An 18,346-nucleotide genomic window follows, 5' to 3' on the forward strand; every position below is an offset into this window, starting at 1 on the left:
TCATGCAGGCTGTAGTGTCGACCGCTTGAGGACGCGGCATTCCCTCAAGGCGCACTGATCAACCCGGCGCTTGCGCGTTCAACCAGCGGCTGGCCAGTTGTACCCAGTAAGTGCCGCCTAGCGGAATCAGGTCGTCGTTGAAGTCGTAACTCGGGTTGTGCAGCGTGCAGGGGCCGCCGCCGTGACCGATTTCGCGGTGGTCGCCTTCGCCATTGGAGATAAAGCAATACGCGCCCGGCTTGGCTTGGAGCATGTAGGAAAAATCTTCAGCGCCCATCGTCGGTTCCTGCGCCATGACCTTGTCTGCGCCCACGATGTCACGCATCACCTGCCGGGCAAATTCGGCTTCAGCAGGCGTGTTGATGGTGGGCGGATAGTTGCGCTCAAACTCAAATTCGCAGTGCGCGTCAAACGCCGCGCAGGTGTGTTCGGCCACCGCTTTCATGCGCGCTTCAATCAGGTCGAGCACTTCGATGCTGAAGGTGCGTACCGTGCCCTGAAGCTCGCAAAAGTCCGGCACCACATTGGTGGCTTCGCCCGCGTGAATCATGGTGACCGAGATAACGCCCGCGTCTAACGGCTTTTTGTTGCGGCTGACGATGGTCTGGAAAGCCAGCACCATCTGGCAGGCGACCGGCACCGGGTCGATGCCCAGATGCGGCATGGCGGCATGGCAACCCTTGCCGCGAATGACGATCCTGAATTCATTGCTCGACGCCATCACCGGCCCGGCGCTGACGGCAAACGTACCCACTGCGCCCCCCGGCCAGTTGTGCATGCCAAAGACCGCTTCCATGGGGAATTTCTCAAACAGCCCGTCGTTGATCATTTCCTGCGCGCCGCCGCCTCCTTCTTCGGCGGGCTGAAAAATCAGGTACACCGTGCCGTCAAAGTCGCGGTGCGTTGACAGGTGCTGCGCGGCGGCCAGCAGCATGGCGGTGTGGCCGTCGTGGCCGCAGGCGTGCATTTTTCCGGCATGCCGGCTGGCATGGTCAAAGGTGTTTGATTCCTGCATCGGCAGGGCGTCCATGTCGGCGCGCAGGCCTACGGCGCGCCCGCAAGCGCCGCCGTCGCGCCCGTGCACGACGCCGACCACGCCGGTCGTTCCCATGCCCCGGTGAACCTCAATGCCCCAGTCGGTCAGCTGGCGGGCCACCAGGTCTGCCGTGCGGACTTCCTCAAAGCACAGCTCGGGATGCGCGTGGATGTCACGGCGCAGGGCGGCAATGGCAGCCGATTCGGTCACGAGGGAATCAATGATTTGCATGGTGGGCACCTTTGGTTAAAACGTCGTCAAGCTTGCAATTTTCGGCGCACCAGCTGGATGTTGGCGCGCAGCGCATACAGCTCATTGGTGTAGGAAAGCGGCACGGTAATTTTCTCGGCCCGCTGCTCCAGACTGTTGAGTTCGTTCAGCAAAACGCCCGACTTCACGCCGCCGCCGGTGTGCTCAATCCGCGCCTCAATGTCCCGCAACTGGGCGTACCACCTGAAGATGCGCGAGCGTACGCGAAACGCATACAGCGGCGGAACGATGCGCGACAACGGCAGCATGATGGCCAAAATAATACCCATCACCAGCCACATGCGCTCGACCAGATTGGCCACCCAAAACGGCAGGTAGCGCTGCAAAAATGGCTTGTCGTTGTTGATGCTGCGCTCGGCTTCGGCGGCAATTAGCAGTTCGTTATTGGCCAGATTGGGATAGTCGCGCGCACGCCTGAACCAGCCCGCGCCGCCATGAATCTGCTTGCCGGCCTGCACAAACAACTGCAGCAGCGCCGGATGGGTTTCCTTGCGGTCAATCAGCGCGGTGGTCGGGGCGACCAGCCGCACGTCCTGCGGCGGAATATTGGCCGCCAGATCAACCACGCCGCGCGGCAACACCACCGGACTCAAAAAGGCAAAGCGCCGGGAATAGGCTTCGCTTTGCGGAAAATCCATCAGCTTGATGCCCGGCGTCTGCAGCAGCATTTGCACCATCAGCGATTCGGGTGCCGAGGCAAACACGATGGCGTCCAGCTTGCCTTCCAGAAAAGCGACGGTGGCCGGCGTTTGCTCAAGCGCCGACACCTTCAGGCTGGGCAGATCAATTTTGTTGCTCGACAGCAATTTTTCCATCAGGTTTGGAATGCCGCTGCCGACTGTGCCGATGTTCACGCGCAAGCCCTGCAACTGCGTCAAGGAATCGAGCGACGCGGGCGCGCCGGCGCTATTCGGCAGGGCGTCTTTCCGGTAAAAAAGCCACACCGGCTCGACAAACAGGCTGCCCAGCGACTCCAGATGCGTGTCGTCTTCGGGCCGGTCTGCGCTGGTGCCGCCCTGCACAAACCCCAGATCCGCCTTGCCCTCGCGCAGCAGTTGCAAATTGTCGGCAGAGCCTTGCGACGGCAGTAGCACGACCGTAATGCCGTCCCTGGCCAGTATTTCTGCGTAACGCTTGCCAAACTCGGCATACGCGCTTTGCGCCGGGCCGGTGGCCAGCGTGACGCGCTTGGGCGGGTTCGGGTCGAGCCACGCGTAGGCCAGCACCAGCAGCGCAACCGCCAACACCACAAAAGGGCCGGCAGAAACGGCCAGATCGCGCAGCGACAGCAGCGTGTAGCGTATGGTTTTGCTCATCCGGTCACCTTAGCATGCGCCGGCTGCTGCGATGCCTTCAAAATCATTATTTAATGACTAAAACAGGCTATTGTGCAATAGCAGCGGGCGCAAGCAGCTATTTTTTTAATAGCGCTTGAGGCTTGAGCGCACCCTGCATTCCGCTTGCCGCGCTGGCTCAAGAGGTGCGGTAGCTTTGGTAGACCTTGCTGCTGCCGTTCGCCTGGATCAACAGCACGTCATACGGGTCTTTGCGGCCCTTGTATTCCGGCCCATCCATGCCGGGCGAACCGACGGGCATGCCCGGAACAGCCAAGCCCACGGCCTTGGGACGCTCTTTCAGCAGGCGCTTGATGTCGCGCGCCGGCACATGGCCTTCGAGCGCATAACCGCCGACCTGTGCGGTATGGCAAGAGCCCAGCTTGTCGGGCACACCGAGGCGGGTTCTGGCTTCTGCGTTGCCGCTGTCATGCACGCTGACCTGAAAACCGTTGGCCTCCAGGTGGCTGACCCAGTCCTTGCAGCAGCCGCAGTCCGGGTCTTTCCAGACCTCCACCTTGGGCCGGGTTTGCGCCATCAGGCTTGGCGTCAGGGCTGCAGCAGCTGTCAGGCTGGCGAGGGTTCGCAGAAGAAATCGTCTGTTCATCATGTTCATTTCTGTGTGTTGTTGAAAGCGGTCAATGATTGGGAAGCGTCAATGTGTGCAAAAGGCAGTGCGCTAACCGACTGTGGCAGCACACAAAAAACCAAGTGTTCGCATGCACAAGCAACGCATGCCTGCACGCGCTAAATAGACGTGACTTATCAAAAAAGGTTCCAGCTGAGCGCCTGTTCTGCCGGGGCTGCGAGTTTGTGCAAAAAGTGTTGGTTCCTTGCTGCGCGAAGAATTGCAGTGCTGCCGTCACAAACGCTGCAGCCCAAACGTCCAATATGAGTGCCCGCCTGCCGGCCAAGACAAGTTGGCACCGTTCCCGCTCGCAAACCCCGCAAACGACGTCACGCAGGCGACAAAAGTGCGGGGTGCATCAGCAGCTACCCGCATGCGGCGGGCGATGACTCGGGTTAGGCTTTGCGGTCTTTATTCTGTCTGGAGCATTGCTTTGACTTCTCCCGTTGACGCCGATCAAACCGCCACCGCGCCGCGCCATGACCTGCACGCCCGCGTCTGGCCCAAACGCCTGCCGCGCAGCATAACGCCGCCACAAACCTCGCTCTGGCACAACCTGGCGGTCAGCGCGCTGCGGTTTCCCGACAAACCGGCGCTGGTGTTTTTCGACCAGTCGCTGAGCTATGCCGCCGTGCTGCAACAGGCCGAGCGGCTGGCCGCTACGCTGCACCGGCTCGGTGTCAGGAAGGGCGACCGCGTGCTGCTCGACCTGCAAAACTGCCCGCAGTGGGTGGTGGCGCATTTCGCCATTTTGCGGGTCGATGCTGTGGTGGTGCCGGTCAATCCGATGAACCGCGCCGAAGAACTCAAGCACTACATCACCGACCCGGACGTCAAGGTCGCCATCACCGCCGCCGACCTCGCGCCCGAGCTGGCCAAAGCCAGCAATGAGTTGCCAGCATCCGCCCGGCTGGCGCACCTGATCGTGACGCACTACAGCGACGCTTTTGAAGGCCTGGCGTCCACGTCTGGCGACGACACCATGCCGCAATCCTGGCGCGACTGGCTGGGCACCCGGCACGCGCTGCCTGCGCTGCAAGATGGCGCAGTGCTAGCCTGGACTGACGCACTGGCCGCCAGCGACATCAGCTACCTGCCCGAGCACACCAGCACGCCGCAAGACCTGGCCGTGCTGCCCTACACCAGTGGTACCACCGGCCTGCCCAAGGGCTGCATGCACACCCATGCCAGCCTGATGCACAACGCCGTTGCCAGCGCCCTGTGGGGCAACAGCACGTCCGAGAACGTCGTGCTGTCGGTGATTCCGATGTTTCACATCACCGGCATGGTGTCGGTGATGCATGCCTCCATCTATGGCGGCGCCACGCTGGTCATCATGCCGCGCTGGGACCGCGAACTGGCGGGCGGACTGATCTCACGTTTTCGCGTCACGCACTGGACCAACATCCCGACGATGGTCATCGACCTGCTGGCCAGCCCGAACTTTGCCAGTTTTGACCTGAGCAGCCTGGTCTACATCGGCGGCGGTGGCGCGGCCATGCCGCAAGCGGTGGCGCAGCGGCTGTGGGAACAATACGGCTTGCGCTTTGCCGAAGGCTACGGCCTGACCGAAACCGCCGCGCCGTCGCACAGCAACCCGCCCGACGCCACCAAGCAGCAGTGTCTGGGCGTTCCCTTCATGAGCACCGAGGCGCGCGTCATCGACCCTGTCACGCTGGAGGAAATGCCGCAGGGCGAGCAGGGCGAAATCATCATGTGCGGGCCGCAGAACTTCTCAGGCTACTGGAAGCAGCCCGCCGCCACCGCAGCTGCCTTCATCGAAATCGACGGCAAGCGCTTCTTTCGCTCCGGCGACCTGGGGCATGTGGACGAGGAGGGCTATTACTTCCTGACTGACCGGCTCAAACGCATGATCAATGCATCGGGGTTCAAGGTCTGGCCGGCAGAAGTCGAAGCGCTGATGTTCCGGCATCCGGCGATTCAGGAGGCCTGCATTATTTCCACCCGCGACGCCTACCGGGGCGAGTCGGTCAAGGCGATGGTAGTTTTGAGGGCCGATGCCAAAGACAAGGTGACCGAAGACGACATCATCAGCTGGTGCAAGGAACACATGGCGGCCTACAAATATCCGCGCGTGGTGCAGTTCATGGACGCGCTGCCCAAAAGCGGTGCCGGCAAGGTGATGTGGCGCGCTTTGCAGGAAGCCGAGAGCGAAAAACCTTGATTTTTGCAAAATAAAGCCTGAAAAAGGCTTGCTGCGCAATACACACGGGCGCGTACAGCTATAAAAAATATAGCGTAGCCTGACCAAGCCGCAAATTTCCTTGCGGTTTTGTCGGGCCTGTTCTCAAGGGCAGTCTGGGTTATCCTGCCAGTCCCTTGAACTGAAAACATCGCAACGCTGCACGCAGAAGTGTTGATTGCAAGCATGGCCCTTCCCGATTCCCATACCCCGGACTTCAAAGTTGAAAAGCCCCTGCAAGGCTGGCGCCTGCGTTGGTACACCGTTATTTTCGAGGCCGATACCCAGGCCGGGCGGTTGTTTGACAAAAGCCTGATCGCCATCATCCTGTTCAGCATTGCCGTCGTGATGGCCGACAGCGTCCAGGCGCTGCATGTCGTTCATGGCGACAGTTTTCTGGTGCTGGAGTGGGTGTTCACCCTGCTGTTTACCCTTGAATACGTCGCCCGCTTGGCTTGCACGCGCAAGCCGCTGCGCTACGCCTTGAGCTTTTACGGCCTGATTGATCTGCTGGCGTTGCTGCCCACGTATCTGGCGCTGTTCATGCCCGAGCTGCATGCGCTGATTGACGTGCGGGTGCTGCGCTTGCTGCGAGTGTTCCGTATTTTCAAGCTCACTGCGTACGTTGAGGAATACCAGTCGCTCGGGCGCGCGCTGGCGGCCAGCCGGCGCAAGATTCTGGTGTTCTTGACGGCCGTCATGATGGTGGTGCTCATCATGGGCACGGTCATGTACGTAGTTGAAGGCCCTGAAAACAACTACACCAGCATTCCCACCTCGATTTACTGGGCCATCACCACCTTGACCACCGTGGGTTTTGGCGACATGACGCCGCGCACCGACCTGGGCCGGTTGATTGCCTCATTCATGATGTTGCTGGGCTGGGGCGTGCTGGCGGTGCCGACCGGCATCGTCTCTGCCGAAATGGCCTCGCAGCGCCGTTTGTTGGGCCAGCAGGCCAAGCCCACGACCCGCACCTGTCACGAGTGCCTGACCGAAGGCCATCTGGCTGAAGCGAATTTCTGTTTTCATTGCAGCGCCAAACTGCCGGCTTACCAATGGCATCCTGAACCCGAAGCTGCCGCAGCGGCGGTGTTGCCTGAAAAGCAAAAGCCGGTTTGACGCGGCAGTGCTGTCAGCGGGCTGCCGTGAGCCGGCGCGGTGTGATCTCGACCGAGTCGGTGCCGCTGCTCATCCACACCGTGCCGTCCTGCACCGTGACCTGCAATTGCATGCCGCGTTCGGCCAGCTTGGCCAGCGCCTGACTTTGCGCCGCCTCGATTTGCCAGACGACCAGATTGGCCGCGCGCGTCAGTTTGGACTCAATGTTTTTCCACCAGACCGGCGTGCTGCTGGAAAAGCTGATGACCGTCACCCGTTCGGCGCGGCCAGCGGCGCGCATCAGGCGCTTGTCGTCAGGCTGGCCCACGTCAATCCAGTGCAGCACCGCATCGGTGTAGTCCTTGTGCCAGAGCGCCGGTTCGTCCACATCCCACAGGTCTTTGGCAAATTCGAGGTTGCCGCGCTTGTCGTCGCCCTGCACATAAAGCGCGAACGCCAGCAGGCGGATCATCATGCGCTCGTCGGTTTCTGACGGGTGGCGCGCAATGATGACGTTGTGGTCGGCATAGACCGCGCGGTCCATGTCGGCAATTTGCAGTTGGGCTTTATGAATGGTGGCTTTGATGGCCATGACGTTGCTCTCGGGTGACCAAGCCCTGAACGCCGGACGGGCGTGCAGGGCTTTGCGTTAAACCTTCTATTGGAACAGCCTTTTGGCAGTCCGCCGAAAGCTCAGATCAGCTTGGAATACGTCGACGTGGTCGGCTGGCCAAGGTAGCGGTCAAACACCATGCCGCTGGCGCGCACAAACAGGCGACCCTTGGGCGTGACGCGGATGGCCGCGTCGTCCAGCGTGATCAGCCCGGCTTCTTCGTACGGCTTGAGTCGTTCCAGCTCGGGCGCAAAGTAGGACGCAAAGTCAATGCCGTACTGGGCGTTGATGGCGGCAAAATCCACCGGCGCGCTGCACATCAGCGTCATGATGATGTCGCGCCTGAGCACGTCATCAAAGCTCAGCGCAAAGCCTTTTTCAATCGGCAGGCGGTCTTGGTCAAGCCGCTCGTAATAGGCGTTGACGGTGCGCACCGACTGGCTGTACGAATCGCCGACCTTGCTGATCGCCGACACGCCAAAGCCGATCAGGTCGCACTCAGCGCGGGTGGTGTAGCCCTGAAAATTGCGGTGCAGGCTTCTGTCCAGCCGCGCCTTGTTCAGCTCGTCGTCAGGTTTGGAGAAATGGTCGAGCCCAATGTACACATAGCCGGCTTCCAGCAGGCGCTGCATCGACATCAGAAATATTTGCAGCCGCTCTTCGGCAGACGGCATGTCGCTGTCGTTGATCAGCCGCTGGGCCTTGAAGCGCTGGGGCAAATGTGCGTAGTTGTACAGCGCGATGCGGTCGGGCGCGATGCGGATCAGGCTGTCGAGCGTGTGGCCAAAGCTGGTCAGTGTTTGCTTGGGCAGGCCATAAATCAGGTCGGCATTGATCGACTGAAAGTTCGCCTTGCGGCTTTCTTGCACCGCTTTTTCAACCATTTCGAGCGGCTGAATGCGGTTCACGGCCTTTTGCACGGCCGGGTCGAAATCCTGCACGCCAAAGCTGTTGCGGTTGAACCCCAGCCCGGCCAGCATCGCCAGCGTGCCTTCGCCAACGGTGCGCGGATCAATTTCAACGCCCAGTTCCGCGTCGGGCGTGAAGTCGAAATGCCGGCGCAGCATGGCCATCAGCTGGCCCAGTTCGTCGGCGCTGAAGAAAGTCGGTGTGCCGCCGCCCAGGTGCAGTTGCACCGCCTTGCGGTCGGGGCCGATCTGCGCAGCGACCAGCGCCATTTCCTTGTCCAGGTAGCGCAGGTATTCGGCGACCCGGCCATGCTCTTTGGTGATGATCTTGTTGCAGGCGCAAAAGTAGCACAGCGATTCGCAAAACGGCAGGTGCACATAAATCGACAGCGGCGGATTGCCCGGCTTGTCGGCGCGCTGGGCGAGATGGTCCAGATAAGCCTGTTCGGTAAAACCGGCATTGAAGCGGTCTGCGGTCGGGTAAGAGGTGTAGCGTGGGCCGAGCGTATCGAATTTGCGGACCAGCGCTTCGGACAGTTCAATATCAGGCAGGGGTGCAGTCATTGGGAAATCCAGGCGAAATGTGTGAAAACGCTTTTTTGAAGTGCAAGGCCAGCGAAGACGGGCATTAAAAACCCTTCTGCGCCGGCCTTTCAGCAAGTCATCAAGGCTAGCGGGTAATTCGGGACAGCGCGTTGATACCGCGCAATATTTGTGCAAACACCCCTGCAAGAAATCAGGACGTTCAGGGGAGCAGGACGTAATTTTTTTGAAACTGTCGCCTTCTCCTACGTTGAAAAGGGCATGCGGCGGTTACAACCAAGGCGGGTAGACGTGCAAGACGTATTGCGGTTGTCGCCCACTGAAAAGCACCTTTCCAACCCCTGCGTTTGCCAGCGTTCAGCGTGAATCCCATAAGAAAAAAATCATGAAAACAAACCTCCAATCCTTTCTCGCAGCAGGCCTTGTTGCCTTGTCTGCGTTGCTGGGTGGCGCTGCGCACGCTGCTGCGCCTTATGCGAACGCCACGTTGCAAGGCGCGCTGATGCCGGGGGTTTATGGCACGGTCACTTTTGGCAATGCGCCGCCGCCACCCGTCATTTACGCGCAGCCGGTCATCATTCAGCGTGCGCCTGTCTCTGTTCAGCAGCCACCCCTGTATTTGCACGTGCCGCCCGGCCATGCCAAAAAATGGTCTCGGCACTGCGCAAGGTACAACGCCTGCAACCGGCCGGTTTACTTTGTTAAGGTGCGTGGCGACGACGACTATGAACGCCGCCGTGCTTTGCAGCCGCAGGCGGTGTACATGAATAAAAATGACTGGAAAGAAGCCCGCAAGCACGAAAAAGAGCAGGAAAAGCAGGCGAAAAAACACTGGAAGAAGCACGACAAGCACCATGGGCAACGCGACCATGACGATTAAGCTGAAGACCCCCAACCCGTTCAAGACACGAAAGACAGTATGAAAGCAGTATGGAATGGCGCTGTGATTGCGCAAAGCGACGACACCGTGGTGCTGGAAGGCAACCACTATTTCCCTGAAACCTCGCTCAACCGCGATTACGTGACGTTCAGCAACCACCACACCATGTGTTCATGGAAAGGCCAGGCGAGTTACTACTCGCTGCTGGTGAACGGTGAAATGAACACCGATGCTGCCTGGTATTACCCCGAGCCCAAACCCGAGGCCGACAACATCAAGGGACATGTCGCTTTCTGGAAGGGCGTCAGGATCGAGGCTTGAGCGTGCGCCTGACGCTACCGGTAGACCACTGACCGGGCGGGACGCATTCCCGAGAATATTTTTACCGCGTTGAAGGAGAAAAGCCTCATGTTCAAGCACATCCTGGTTCCCGTCGATGGCTCGCCCACCGGCCAATTGGCCATCGACAAGGCCGTAGCCATTGCCGAAGCTTTCAAAAGCGCGGTCACGCTGATTTATGTCATCGACCCCTATGCCTTTACCGGCGTGGGCACTGACTTTTCATATGGTCAGGCTGAATACCTCAGCGCCGCCAAGCAGGAAGCCGAAGAAGCCATCAGCACTGCACGGCAGGTGTTTGCATCGCACGGCATTGCGGCTGAAGGCTCGGTGGTGGAAGGCCATTCGACTTACCAGGCCATTTTGGATACTGCAGCGGCTTTAGGGGCAGATTTGCTGGTGATGGGTTCGCATGGCCGCAGCGGACTCGAAAAACTGGTGCTGGGCAGCGTCACCGCGCAGGTGTTGTCGCATGCCCATGTTTCGGTGTTGGTGGTGCGTGTGTAAGCACGACCACCAGCGCATTGTCTGGCGCCTGGCGCCGTTTGTTTGAAAACTCAAAGGAATTTTTCATGGAATTGCTGAATCACGACTTGCAACACGAATTTGCCGAATACGCTGAAAAGCTCAAAGAGCTCAGGGCTTCGGACGCGCATTTTGCGACGCTGGCCGACAAATACGATGAACACAACCACACCATCACCCAATACGAGCAAGGCAAGGAAGCCATTGCCGATGAGGCGCTGGAAGTGATGAAGAAAGAACGTCTGGAGCTCAAGGACGAGATTTACCAACTCCTCCAATCGGCCTGAATGGCCTGCAAACCCCTTTTATGAAAGTAAACAGGGGTTTGCGCATTCTGGTATTGCGGTTGTAGCTATAAATTTAATAGCGTTATTGCGTCAGACCGGAAACAGAATTGAGGCCCTTTCGTGGCCCTGTATTCCACCCGGTTTCATCAAACTGAAACATTCCGGCGCTACGCTGGCGGGCTGATCAACTTCCCGTTTTTGCCGGAGTGCGCGATGAATTCAATTGACGAGGAAATGATGCGGCGTATCCGCCACGACCTGATCGACAGTTACGACGAAGAGCTGGAGATGGAGCTTGAAGACCAGACGGTGGCCCAGCTCACAGGCGATGTATCTTTGAACCAGACCGAGCATGAAAAGGCGGTTGACAGGGAGCGCCGCCGCCAGTATTTCCGCGAACTGTTTCGGTTGCAGGGCGAGCTGGTCAAGCTGCAGGACTGGGTGATTTCTTCAGGCCACAAGGTCGTCATCTTGTTTGAAGGCCGCGACGCCGCCGGCAAAGGCGGTGTCATCAAGCGCATCACCCAGCGGCTCAACCCACGGGTTTGCCGCGTGGCGGCGCTGCCCGCGCCGAGTGACCGCGAACGCAGCCAGTGGTACTTCCAGCGTTATGTCTCGCATTTGCCCGCAGCCGGTGAAATCGTGCTATTTGACCGCAGCTGGTACAACCGCGCCGGGGTTGAGCGGGTGATGGGCTTTTGCAGCGATGCCCAGTACGAAGAGTTTTTCCGCACTGTGCCGGATTTTGAAAGGATGCTGGTCAGCTCGGGCATCCAGATCATCAAGTACTGGTTTTCCATTTCCGATGAAGAGCAGAACCTGCGCTTTCTGGGCCGTATACATGATCCGCTCAAGCAGTGGAAACTCAGCCCGATGGACCTGGAGTCGCGCAGCCGCTGGGAGGAATACACCAAGGCCAAGGAAATCATGCTGGAGCGCACCCACATTCTTGAGGCGCCGTGGTGGGTGGTGCAGGCTGACGACAAGAAAAAGGCCCGCCTCAATTGCATTCATCACCTGCTGGCGCAAATGCCCTACCAGGAAGTCACGCATCCGCCGGTGATGTTGCCCGAACGCGTTCGCCACGACGACTATGTGCGCCAGCCGGTGCCCAAAGACATCGTGGTGCCTGAAGTTTACTGAGCGGTGCGCTCAGTCTCTGACATCGGCCACCGGGTGCGCGCCAAAATCTGGCCGCGCCAGACAGGCCAGCAATTGTCGGGCCGCCTCATCGGGCGTGGTCAGCTGGCCACCGCTTTTTAATTGCGCAAAACGATCCCGGTCAGGAAAAGCCTCTGCGTCTGCGCTGCGCAACTGAAGCTGCATGTCGGTGTCGATCACGCCGGGAGCCAGGGCGCAGATTTTTGCACCGCCGGTTTTTAACGCTTCTTCCAGCGCCACGCAGCGGCTGAAATGATCCATGCCGGCCTTGGCCGCGCAGTAAGCGGCTTGCGACGCCATCGGCCTGCGGCCCAGTCCTGACGAGATATTGAGAACCTTGCGCTCGACAGCCCATCCTTCGGTGGCGTGCAAAAAGGCCGCCGTCAACAGCATCGGCGCTTCCAGTCCGACGCGCAATGCGCGTGCAAGACCGTCGGCATCGGCTTGGCTAAGCGGTGAAATGGACGGAATCATGCCGGCGTTGTTGATGAGCGTGGCGCTGCGCCAAGGCGTATCGCGTTGCGCGGTCAGCCATTGCTGCAGCCGCGCTACCAGAGTGCGGCTGTCGGCCAGGTCGTGCCGCCACTGCAGCAGGGTCGCGCCGGTTTGCCGGGCTTGCTGCGCCAGTTCGGCAGACTCGGTGCGCGAAATGCACACCAACGTGTGGGGGGCGGTGAGAAGTTGCTGCGCCAGGGCCAGGCCCATGCCGCGCGAAGCGCCGGTCAGCAGATAAAGATGTGGGGTCATGCGCCGGATGGTAGCGGCAAGCCTGCGGCGCTGTGCAGGGCGGTTAAAAATCAGCCGGGCTTTCAAGCCGCAGCGCTTCGCCGCTGACCGGATGCACAAACCCCAAGGCGCAGGCGTGCAGCAGCAGACGCGGCGCTTTGGCCTGCACCGCTTCGGGCGCATACAGCGCATCGCCCAAAATCGGATGGCCCAGCGCCTGCAGGTGAACGCGCAACTGGTGCGAACGGCCGGTCAGCGGTTCCAGCTCGACGCGCGTGCTGTTCGTGGCCGCATCGAATGCCAGCGCGCGCCAGCGGGTCTGGCTGGGTTTGCCGAGCACGGCATCAATGATGCGCAGCGGGCGGCGCGGCCAGTCGACCACGATGGGTAGGTCAGTCAAGCCCCAGCCGTCAGGCGTTGGCGCGGGTGCCAGGCAGCCATCGACAACGGCCAGGTAACGCTTGTGGACTTCGCGGCGCTCGAACAAGCTGCTGAGTGCGCGTTGCATGGCGATGCCGCGCGCCATCAGCATCAGGCCCGACGTGGCCATGTCCAGCCGGTGAACGATCAGCGCCTCCGGATAGAGCCGCTGCACGCGGCTGCTCAGGCAGTCCTGTTTGTCTTCACCACGGCCCGGCACGGCCAGCAGGCCTGAAGGCTTATTCAGCACCAGCAGGCTGGCGTCGGCATAGACCACGTCAATGCCTGCCGGCGGGTTTTCAGAAGGCGGGCTGGAGCGGGCCACGCCTTCAATAGTCAATTCAGTCAATTCACCGGCTTCCTGATCCAGCCCGAGATGTCGGCGACGGCTTGCGGCTCCATGCCGATGAAACCGTGCCAGTGCAGCGCCTGACAGACCGGCCCGCTCGGGTTGCTGCCGCCTGACACCATCATCAGTTTCTTGATGGGCGCATTCTTCAGTCCGGCCAGGATGCCGGGCACTTCATGCGGCTGGCAAAGCTGGCAGGTATCGTTCTGGTGGTGATAGACCAGCACAGGCCGCTTGATATGGTCGAGTGCTTGTTTCGGGACCGCGCCGATAGTTTTGAAGCTGACGATGCTTGATGTCAGGACGCCGCCAGCGATTTGCGGGTCATCGAGCTTGACGAGCGCGGCGGTCGTGCTGATCGTGCCCATGCTGGTGCCGACGAGCCAGATCGGGGCAGAGCTTTGTGTTTTGATCCAGTTGATAGTGGCCTGGATATCCTGCAGGTGGGCGTCTGAGACGCGCGCTTCAGGGCTGAGTTGCGCCATGTCGGAAGGGCGGCCAAAGAGCGCCACATTCAAGCCCTCCTGCGCCCAGAGCGGGGCTGATCTGACGAGGAAATTTTCGCTGGCTGGCCAGCCGTTCTGAACTTTGCCGAAGCCGCCGTCACCGCCGGTAAACATCAGCACTGTGGCGTGGGCTTGCTCTGCCGGATGCCAGAACACGTTGATGCGAACGCCAGGGCGCAAAGAATCCACCTGAACCCGTTCGCCTGCGCTGGCAAACCGGGCAGGAAAAATCGCTGCCAGCAGCGTTATGGCCAGCCAGCCAATCAAAAAACGGGGGGTGAGCGCAGCGCGTGACATCGGTGCCTTGCAGGTAAGTGGCACCGTGCCGGCGCGAGGGGTCAAGGGCGCGGTGGCGGAAAGTTGTGAACTGTCGGGCTGGTGCGCCTGATCTCGCGCAACATGAACAGGTAAAGGCTTTCGACCTTTTCGCGCGCCCACGGTGTCTTGCGTAAAAACTTCAGGCTGGACGCTACGCTGGGCTCGCTGGTGAAGCAGCGGATGTTGATGCGCTGCCCCAGATCTTCCCAGCCGTAGTGTTCAGCCAGCGCCGAGACGATGGCTTCAAGCTTGACGCCGTGGAGCAGGTTGCCCGGCTGGTCCGGGGCGGTTGCAGGCACTGGCGACGCAGCATCAGGGGGGCCAGCGGGCGTCGTCATGGCGGGCTTATTTGTTCTTCAGTTTGCCGCGCACCGGAATTTGCGTGACCACGGTCGGGCGCACCGCGTCGGGCGACACCAGTTTGGCGGGCGACGTGTCTTTTTTCGGTTTCTTGACCATTTTGTCGTTGTGCTGCTGACCTTTTGCCATGACGTTTCTCCAGTAGGTTAATGCCTGATTATCGGTGCAACTTCTGGCGTGCACGGCAGGCGGGGGCAATCATTGCGGGCAGCATCGCTTGCCCGGTTGGGGGCGTTGTGCCAATCGCCGAAAGGGGCTGTTTTTGCGGCCCGGCGATCTGCGCCAGCGCATCAGCCGCTGGGGTTGACGGGCCGCCAGAGACACAGCGTATGAATTCTTTGGTTTTTTGGAAAAAAAGGCCTATAGCGCATTCCAGACGGGCGCAATCAGCTATTAATAAAGTAGCAAATTCGCTGGCAGGGCTGGCTTGGTTTCAGCGCTTGCCGGCTGGTAAGCTTCTGGCGCCATGCTTGACAACTCCTTTACCGAACTCACCCACCAGCGCGCCTTTATGCGCATGTGGTTTGCCCGACTTTTTGGCACCACGGGCAACCAGATGCTGATGGTGGCGGTGGGTTGGCAGATGTATGAGCTGACGGGCAGCGCCTGGGATCTGGGGCTGGTCGGGCTATATCAGTTTTTGCCGGCGCTGCTGCTGACGCTGGTGGCCGGGCATGTCGCTGACCGCTTGCATCGCGGGCGCATCGTGGCGGCGTGCCTGGTGATACAGGCCAGCGTGGCCTTGATTCTGGTGGCGGCCACACAGGGTTGGGGCGCTTCAAGCGGCTGGGCTTCGCGCGAACTGCTGTTGGGCGTGTCGGTCATGTTGGGCGTGGCGCGGGCATTCCAGATGCCGGCGCAGCAAGCGCTGACGCCGATGCTGGTGCCGCCGCTCATGCTGCCGCGCGCGATGGCGTTCAGCTCGGCGGGCATGCAGGCTGCCGTGATTACCGGGCCGGCGCTGGGCGGCGTGATTTTTGTGGCCGGCGCGACGGCGGTGTACGCCAGCTGCGCGTTTTTGTTTGCCATTGGCTGCGGGCTGATTGCGGTGCTGCGCTACGACCATGTGCCGCCGCCGCGCGAGCCGGTGTCGATGCGAACGCTGCTGGCCGGGGCTGAATTTGTCTGGCGGCGCAAGGCGCTGCTGGGCGCGGTGTCGCTGGACTTGTTTGCGGTGTTGCTGGGCGGGGCGACGGCGCTGCTGCCGATGTTTGCCAAAGATATCTTGCATGTCGGGCCGTGGGGGCTGGGCCTGCTGCGCGCAGCGCCGGCGGCGGGCGCTTTGCTGATGTCGGTGGTGCTGACTCGCTGGCCGCTGGAGCGGCGGGTGGGCCGCACCATGCTGCTGGCGGTGGGGGTTTACGGCGTGTGCATGCTGGTGTTTGGTCTGTCGACCAGCTTTGTGCTGTCGCTGGTGGCGCTGGCGGTTTCCGGCGGTGCTGACATGGTCAGCGTGGTGGTGCGCCAGACACTGGTGCAAATCGAAACGCCCAACGACATGCGGGGCCGCGTCAGCGCCATCAACTCGGTGTTCATCGGCGCCTCCAACCAGCTGGGCGAATTTGAATCCGGAGCCACAGCGGCCTTGCTGGGGCCGGTCGGGTCGGTGGTGGCTGGCGGTATCGGCACGCTGCTGGTGGCGGTGATCTGGTTCCGGAAATTTCCGGCGCTGGCGAACCGCGACCGGATGTCCGATTCCTCTGCCATCCAGTAATCGGCTAATCGGCAGTAAGCCACTGGCGTTCAGTGCGCCTGATTGGCCCGGATTCGGCTCACGTCCATAGGCGTGATGCTGCTGGCCTGGTTGCCCCACGCAGTGCGGATATGCGTGATGACATCGGCCACTTCGCTGTCGCTGAGCACCAGCACAAAAGGCGGCATGCCAAACGGCCTCGGGTTGCCTGCCGTGGCGGGCGAAAAACCGCCGTTCAGCACCATTTGCACCAGATTGGCGGTCGACGCCATCGTCACGGCGCGGTTACCCGCGAGCGGCGGATAGGCATTGGGCACGCCCTGGCCTTGGCTGCCGTGGCATTGCGCGCAGTGCTGTTCATACAGCTTGGTGTTTTTTTCAGTGTTGGCCGTGCGCGCCACGGCGGGTGCCAGTGGCTCCAGGGTTGCTTTTGCAGCGGGCAGGGCTTTCAGGTAGTCGGCCATGGCCAGCAGGTCTTGCGCGCTCAGGTGCTGGGTGCTGCGCAGCACCACTTCGGCCATCGGGCCGGTGACCGATGCGCCGGGTGCGACGCCATTTTTCAGCAGGCTCACGATGTCTTCGCGCCGCCAGTCCGCTACGCCGGCTTCATGCGGTGAAGCCAGCGACGGGGCGTACCAGTTTTGCATCGGAATCAGCCCGCCGGCCAGCGCCATGCTGTCGTTGATGCCGCCCAATGCGTCACGCGTCGAATGGCAGGCGCTGCAGTGGCCCAAACCGGTGACCAGGTAGGCACCCCGGTTCCATTCGGCGGTGCGCTGGCTGTCGGGCTCAAACACGCCGGGCTTGAAATACAGCGCGCGCCACACCGCCAGCGCCGCCTGCGAGTTAAAGGGAAAGCGCAGGGTGTTGGGCAGGTTGGGCTGATTCACCGCAGGCAGGCTGCGTAAAAAGGCGAACATGGCGTCCGAGTCTTCACGCGTGACCTGGGTGTAGCTGGTGTACGGAAAAGCCGGATACAGCAGGCGGCCGCTTTTGGAGCGGCCGTTGTGCATGGCGCGCCAGAAATGCGCCGACGACCAGCTGCCAATGCCGGTATTGGCGTCGGGCGTGAGGTTGGACGTGAACACGGTGCCGAAAGGCGTCTGGATGCCCAGGCCGCCGGCATATTGCTGGCCGCCGCGCGCCGTGTGGCAGCTGATGCAGTTGCCGGCCGTCGCCAGATACGCGCCGCGCGCGATCAGGCTATCGCTGGGGGCCAAGGCGACCGGGGTATTGACATTGACCTCATCGCGCACATTCAGCAGCCACACCCCGGCCAGCGCCACCACGGCCAGAACGCCCGCGCCGAGCAAAAATTTCATCCCTGTTTTCATTTTTCTGCTTTCGTTTCGGTCAAGCCGGGTGCTGCCAGCGGCGCACTTCCGCAGGCAATCGCCGCGCTGCCAGTCGCCAAAGGCGGCAGCGATGCGGCCGGGTGGGTGTTGGCGGGCAAAGGCTGGGCGGCAATCCAGCTGGCCACTGCATTGATATCTTCCAGGCTCAGCCGGGCCACCACATCGTTCATGCAGTCAGGTGCATGGGCGCGGCGCTGGCCGGCTTTCCACGCGCCCAACTGCGCGTTGAGGTAGTCGCGCGGCAGCCCCAGCAAACCGGGAATGTTGGGCGCCACGCCCGTCATGGACTGGCCGTGGCATTGCACGCAGGCCGGCACCTTGCGCGCGGCGTCGCCCTGCAGCGCCAGCGTCTGGCCGTGGCGCAGCACATCGGCAGAAGCGGGGCTGGGCGTCGGTGCGGGGTAGGGCACTTCAAGGGCTGAAAAATACTGCGCCATTTCCAGCAGGTAAGCGTCACTGAGCGGATCAATCAGCTGCGTCATCAAACCGTAATGCCGCCGTCCCTGCTTGAAATTGAGCAGCTGGTTGTAGAGGTAGCCGACTGGTTTGCCGGCCAGGCGGGGGTAATAGCCATCGGGTGCGGCGCGGCCCTGCGGGCCGTGGCAGGCGGTGCAAGCCAGCGTGCGCTGGGCGATGGTGTTTTCAAACGGTGCTGCCGCCACAGCCGGGGGGGTGCCTGCAAAAAGCACGGCGCAGCCTGTCAAAGCCAGTGCGCTCAAGGAACGCGTGAGAGATTCAAACCAGGTCTTTTTCATAACGGAATCATGCATCAGTCAGCAAGCCTTGAAAAA

General features: G+C 61.1%; 20 protein-coding genes. 8 read left to right on the forward strand and 12 right to left on the reverse strand.

The annotated features are described in order from the left end of the window. Window positions 1–58: 58 nt before the first annotated feature. From RCH06_RS07990 to RCH06_RS08000, 3 genes are all read right to left on the reverse strand, one after another. Window positions 59–1,267: a M20 aminoacylase family protein gene (locus RCH06_RS07990; protein WP_327080923.1), complete on the reverse strand. Its 1,209-nt coding sequence runs from the start codon at window positions 1,265–1,267 to the stop codon at window positions 59–61. Window positions 1,268–1,293: 26 nt separating this feature from the next. Next, a complete protein-coding gene (locus RCH06_RS07995) occupies window positions 1,294–2,622 on the reverse strand; it encodes a TAXI family TRAP transporter solute-binding subunit (RefSeq protein ID WP_327080924.1) in 1,329 nt (442 codons plus the stop codon). Between the two features lie 157 nt (window positions 2,623–2,779). Then, window positions 2,780–3,247, reverse strand: coding sequence for a DUF411 domain-containing protein (locus RCH06_RS08000; RefSeq protein ID WP_327081066.1), 468 nt, complete (start codon window positions 3,245–3,247; stop codon window positions 2,780–2,782). A 454-nt stretch (window positions 3,248–3,701) separates the two neighbouring features. Between RCH06_RS08000 and RCH06_RS08005 the strand changes: the two genes are divergently transcribed. Continuing rightward, window positions 3,702–5,453 carry a long-chain fatty acid--CoA ligase gene (locus tag RCH06_RS08005; RefSeq protein ID WP_442799623.1) on the forward strand — a complete coding sequence of 584 codons (1,752 nt, stop codon included), beginning with the start codon at window positions 3,702–3,704 and terminating at the stop codon, window positions 5,451–5,453. A 204-nt stretch (window positions 5,454–5,657) separates the two neighbouring features. Then, entirely contained in the window at window positions 5,658–6,593 is a 936-nt protein-coding gene (locus RCH06_RS08010) for an ion transporter (protein WP_327080925.1), read from the forward strand. Window positions 6,594–6,606: 13 nt separating this feature from the next. Here RCH06_RS08010 and RCH06_RS08015 read toward each other — a convergent pair whose 3' ends face one another. Continuing rightward, window positions 6,607–7,164 (reverse strand): YaeQ family protein, encoded by a 558-nt coding sequence (locus tag RCH06_RS08015; protein ID WP_327080926.1) that lies wholly within the window; start codon window positions 7,162–7,164, stop codon window positions 6,607–6,609. Between the two features lie 101 nt (window positions 7,165–7,265). After that, window positions 7,266–8,657: an oxygen-independent coproporphyrinogen III oxidase gene (hemN, locus tag RCH06_RS08020; RefSeq protein WP_327080927.1), complete on the reverse strand. Its 1,392-nt coding sequence runs from the start codon at window positions 8,655–8,657 to the stop codon at window positions 7,266–7,268. Window positions 8,658–9,021: 364 nt separating this feature from the next. Between hemN and RCH06_RS08025 the strand changes: the two genes are divergently transcribed. From RCH06_RS08025 to ppk2, 5 genes are all read left to right on the forward strand, one after another. Further along, window positions 9,022–9,516, forward strand: coding sequence for a hypothetical protein (locus RCH06_RS08025; protein WP_327080928.1), 495 nt, complete (start codon window positions 9,022–9,024; stop codon window positions 9,514–9,516). A gap of 39 nt (window positions 9,517–9,555) precedes the next feature. Further along, complete coding sequence (locus RCH06_RS08030; protein ID WP_327080929.1) at window positions 9,556–9,837, forward strand: DUF427 domain-containing protein; 282 nt, start codon at window positions 9,556–9,558, stop codon at window positions 9,835–9,837. Between the two features lie 87 nt (window positions 9,838–9,924). Beyond that, the gene (locus RCH06_RS08035) at window positions 9,925–10,362 is read left to right on the forward strand and encodes a universal stress protein (protein ID WP_327080930.1); all 438 of its coding nucleotides are present in this window, start codon (window positions 9,925–9,927) and stop codon (window positions 10,360–10,362) included. Window positions 10,363–10,427: 65 nt separating this feature from the next. Continuing rightward, window positions 10,428–10,667: a YdcH family protein gene (locus RCH06_RS08040; RefSeq protein WP_327080931.1), complete on the forward strand. Its 240-nt coding sequence runs from the start codon at window positions 10,428–10,430 to the stop codon at window positions 10,665–10,667. Window positions 10,668–10,880: 213 nt separating this feature from the next. Beyond that, window positions 10,881–11,810, forward strand: a complete 930-nt coding sequence (gene ppk2, locus RCH06_RS08045) for a polyphosphate kinase 2 (RefSeq protein ID WP_327080932.1) — start codon at window positions 10,881–10,883, stop codon at window positions 11,808–11,810. A 9-nt stretch (window positions 11,811–11,819) separates the two neighbouring features. On the opposite strand, the gene RCH06_RS08050 is transcribed toward ppk2, so the two are convergent. From RCH06_RS08050 to RCH06_RS08070, 5 genes are all read right to left on the reverse strand, one after another. Continuing rightward, entirely contained in the window at window positions 11,820–12,575 is a 756-nt protein-coding gene (locus RCH06_RS08050; RefSeq protein ID WP_327080933.1) for an SDR family NAD(P)-dependent oxidoreductase, read from the reverse strand. Between the two features lie 43 nt (window positions 12,576–12,618). Further along, window positions 12,619–13,257, reverse strand: a complete 639-nt coding sequence (locus tag RCH06_RS08055) for a pseudouridine synthase (protein ID WP_442799626.1) — start codon at window positions 13,255–13,257, stop codon at window positions 12,619–12,621. 62 nt (window positions 13,258–13,319) lie between these two features. Beyond that, window positions 13,320–14,171 (reverse strand): alpha/beta hydrolase, encoded by an 852-nt coding sequence (locus RCH06_RS08060; RefSeq protein ID WP_327080934.1) that lies wholly within the window; start codon window positions 14,169–14,171, stop codon window positions 13,320–13,322. Continuing rightward, on the reverse strand, window positions 14,168–14,485 hold the full coding sequence (locus tag RCH06_RS08065) for a VF530 family protein (RefSeq protein WP_327080935.1): 318 nt from the start codon (window positions 14,483–14,485) through the stop codon (window positions 14,168–14,170). Before RCH06_RS08065 ends, RCH06_RS08060 begins: the two co-directional genes overlap by 4 nt. 7 nt (window positions 14,486–14,492) lie before the next feature. Then, window positions 14,493–14,636: a hypothetical protein gene (locus RCH06_RS08070; protein WP_327080936.1), complete on the reverse strand. Its 144-nt coding sequence runs from the start codon at window positions 14,634–14,636 to the stop codon at window positions 14,493–14,495. Window positions 14,637–14,973: 337 nt separating this feature from the next. Between RCH06_RS08070 and RCH06_RS08075 the strand changes: the two genes are divergently transcribed. Continuing rightward, complete coding sequence (locus tag RCH06_RS08075; RefSeq protein WP_327080937.1) at window positions 14,974–16,221, forward strand: MFS transporter; 1,248 nt, start codon at window positions 14,974–14,976, stop codon at window positions 16,219–16,221. A gap of 29 nt (window positions 16,222–16,250) precedes the next feature. Here RCH06_RS08075 and RCH06_RS08080 read toward each other — a convergent pair whose 3' ends face one another. Together RCH06_RS08080 and RCH06_RS08085 are read right to left on the reverse strand one after the other, a co-directional pair. Beyond that, the gene (locus RCH06_RS08080) at window positions 16,251–17,534 is read right to left on the reverse strand and encodes a c-type cytochrome (protein ID WP_327080938.1); all 1,284 of its coding nucleotides are present in this window, start codon (window positions 17,532–17,534) and stop codon (window positions 16,251–16,253) included. Beyond that, complete coding sequence (locus RCH06_RS08085) at window positions 17,531–18,325, reverse strand: c-type cytochrome (RefSeq protein WP_327080939.1); 795 nt, start codon at window positions 18,323–18,325, stop codon at window positions 17,531–17,533. The genes RCH06_RS08080 and RCH06_RS08085 overlap by 4 nt, the downstream gene beginning before the upstream one ends. Window positions 18,326–18,346: the final 21 nt, after the last annotated feature.

It is taken from the genome of Polaromonas sp. CG_9.5, assembly GCF_035984465.1.
Lineage (GTDB): Bacteria > Pseudomonadota > Gammaproteobacteria > Burkholderiales > Burkholderiaceae_C > Polaromonas.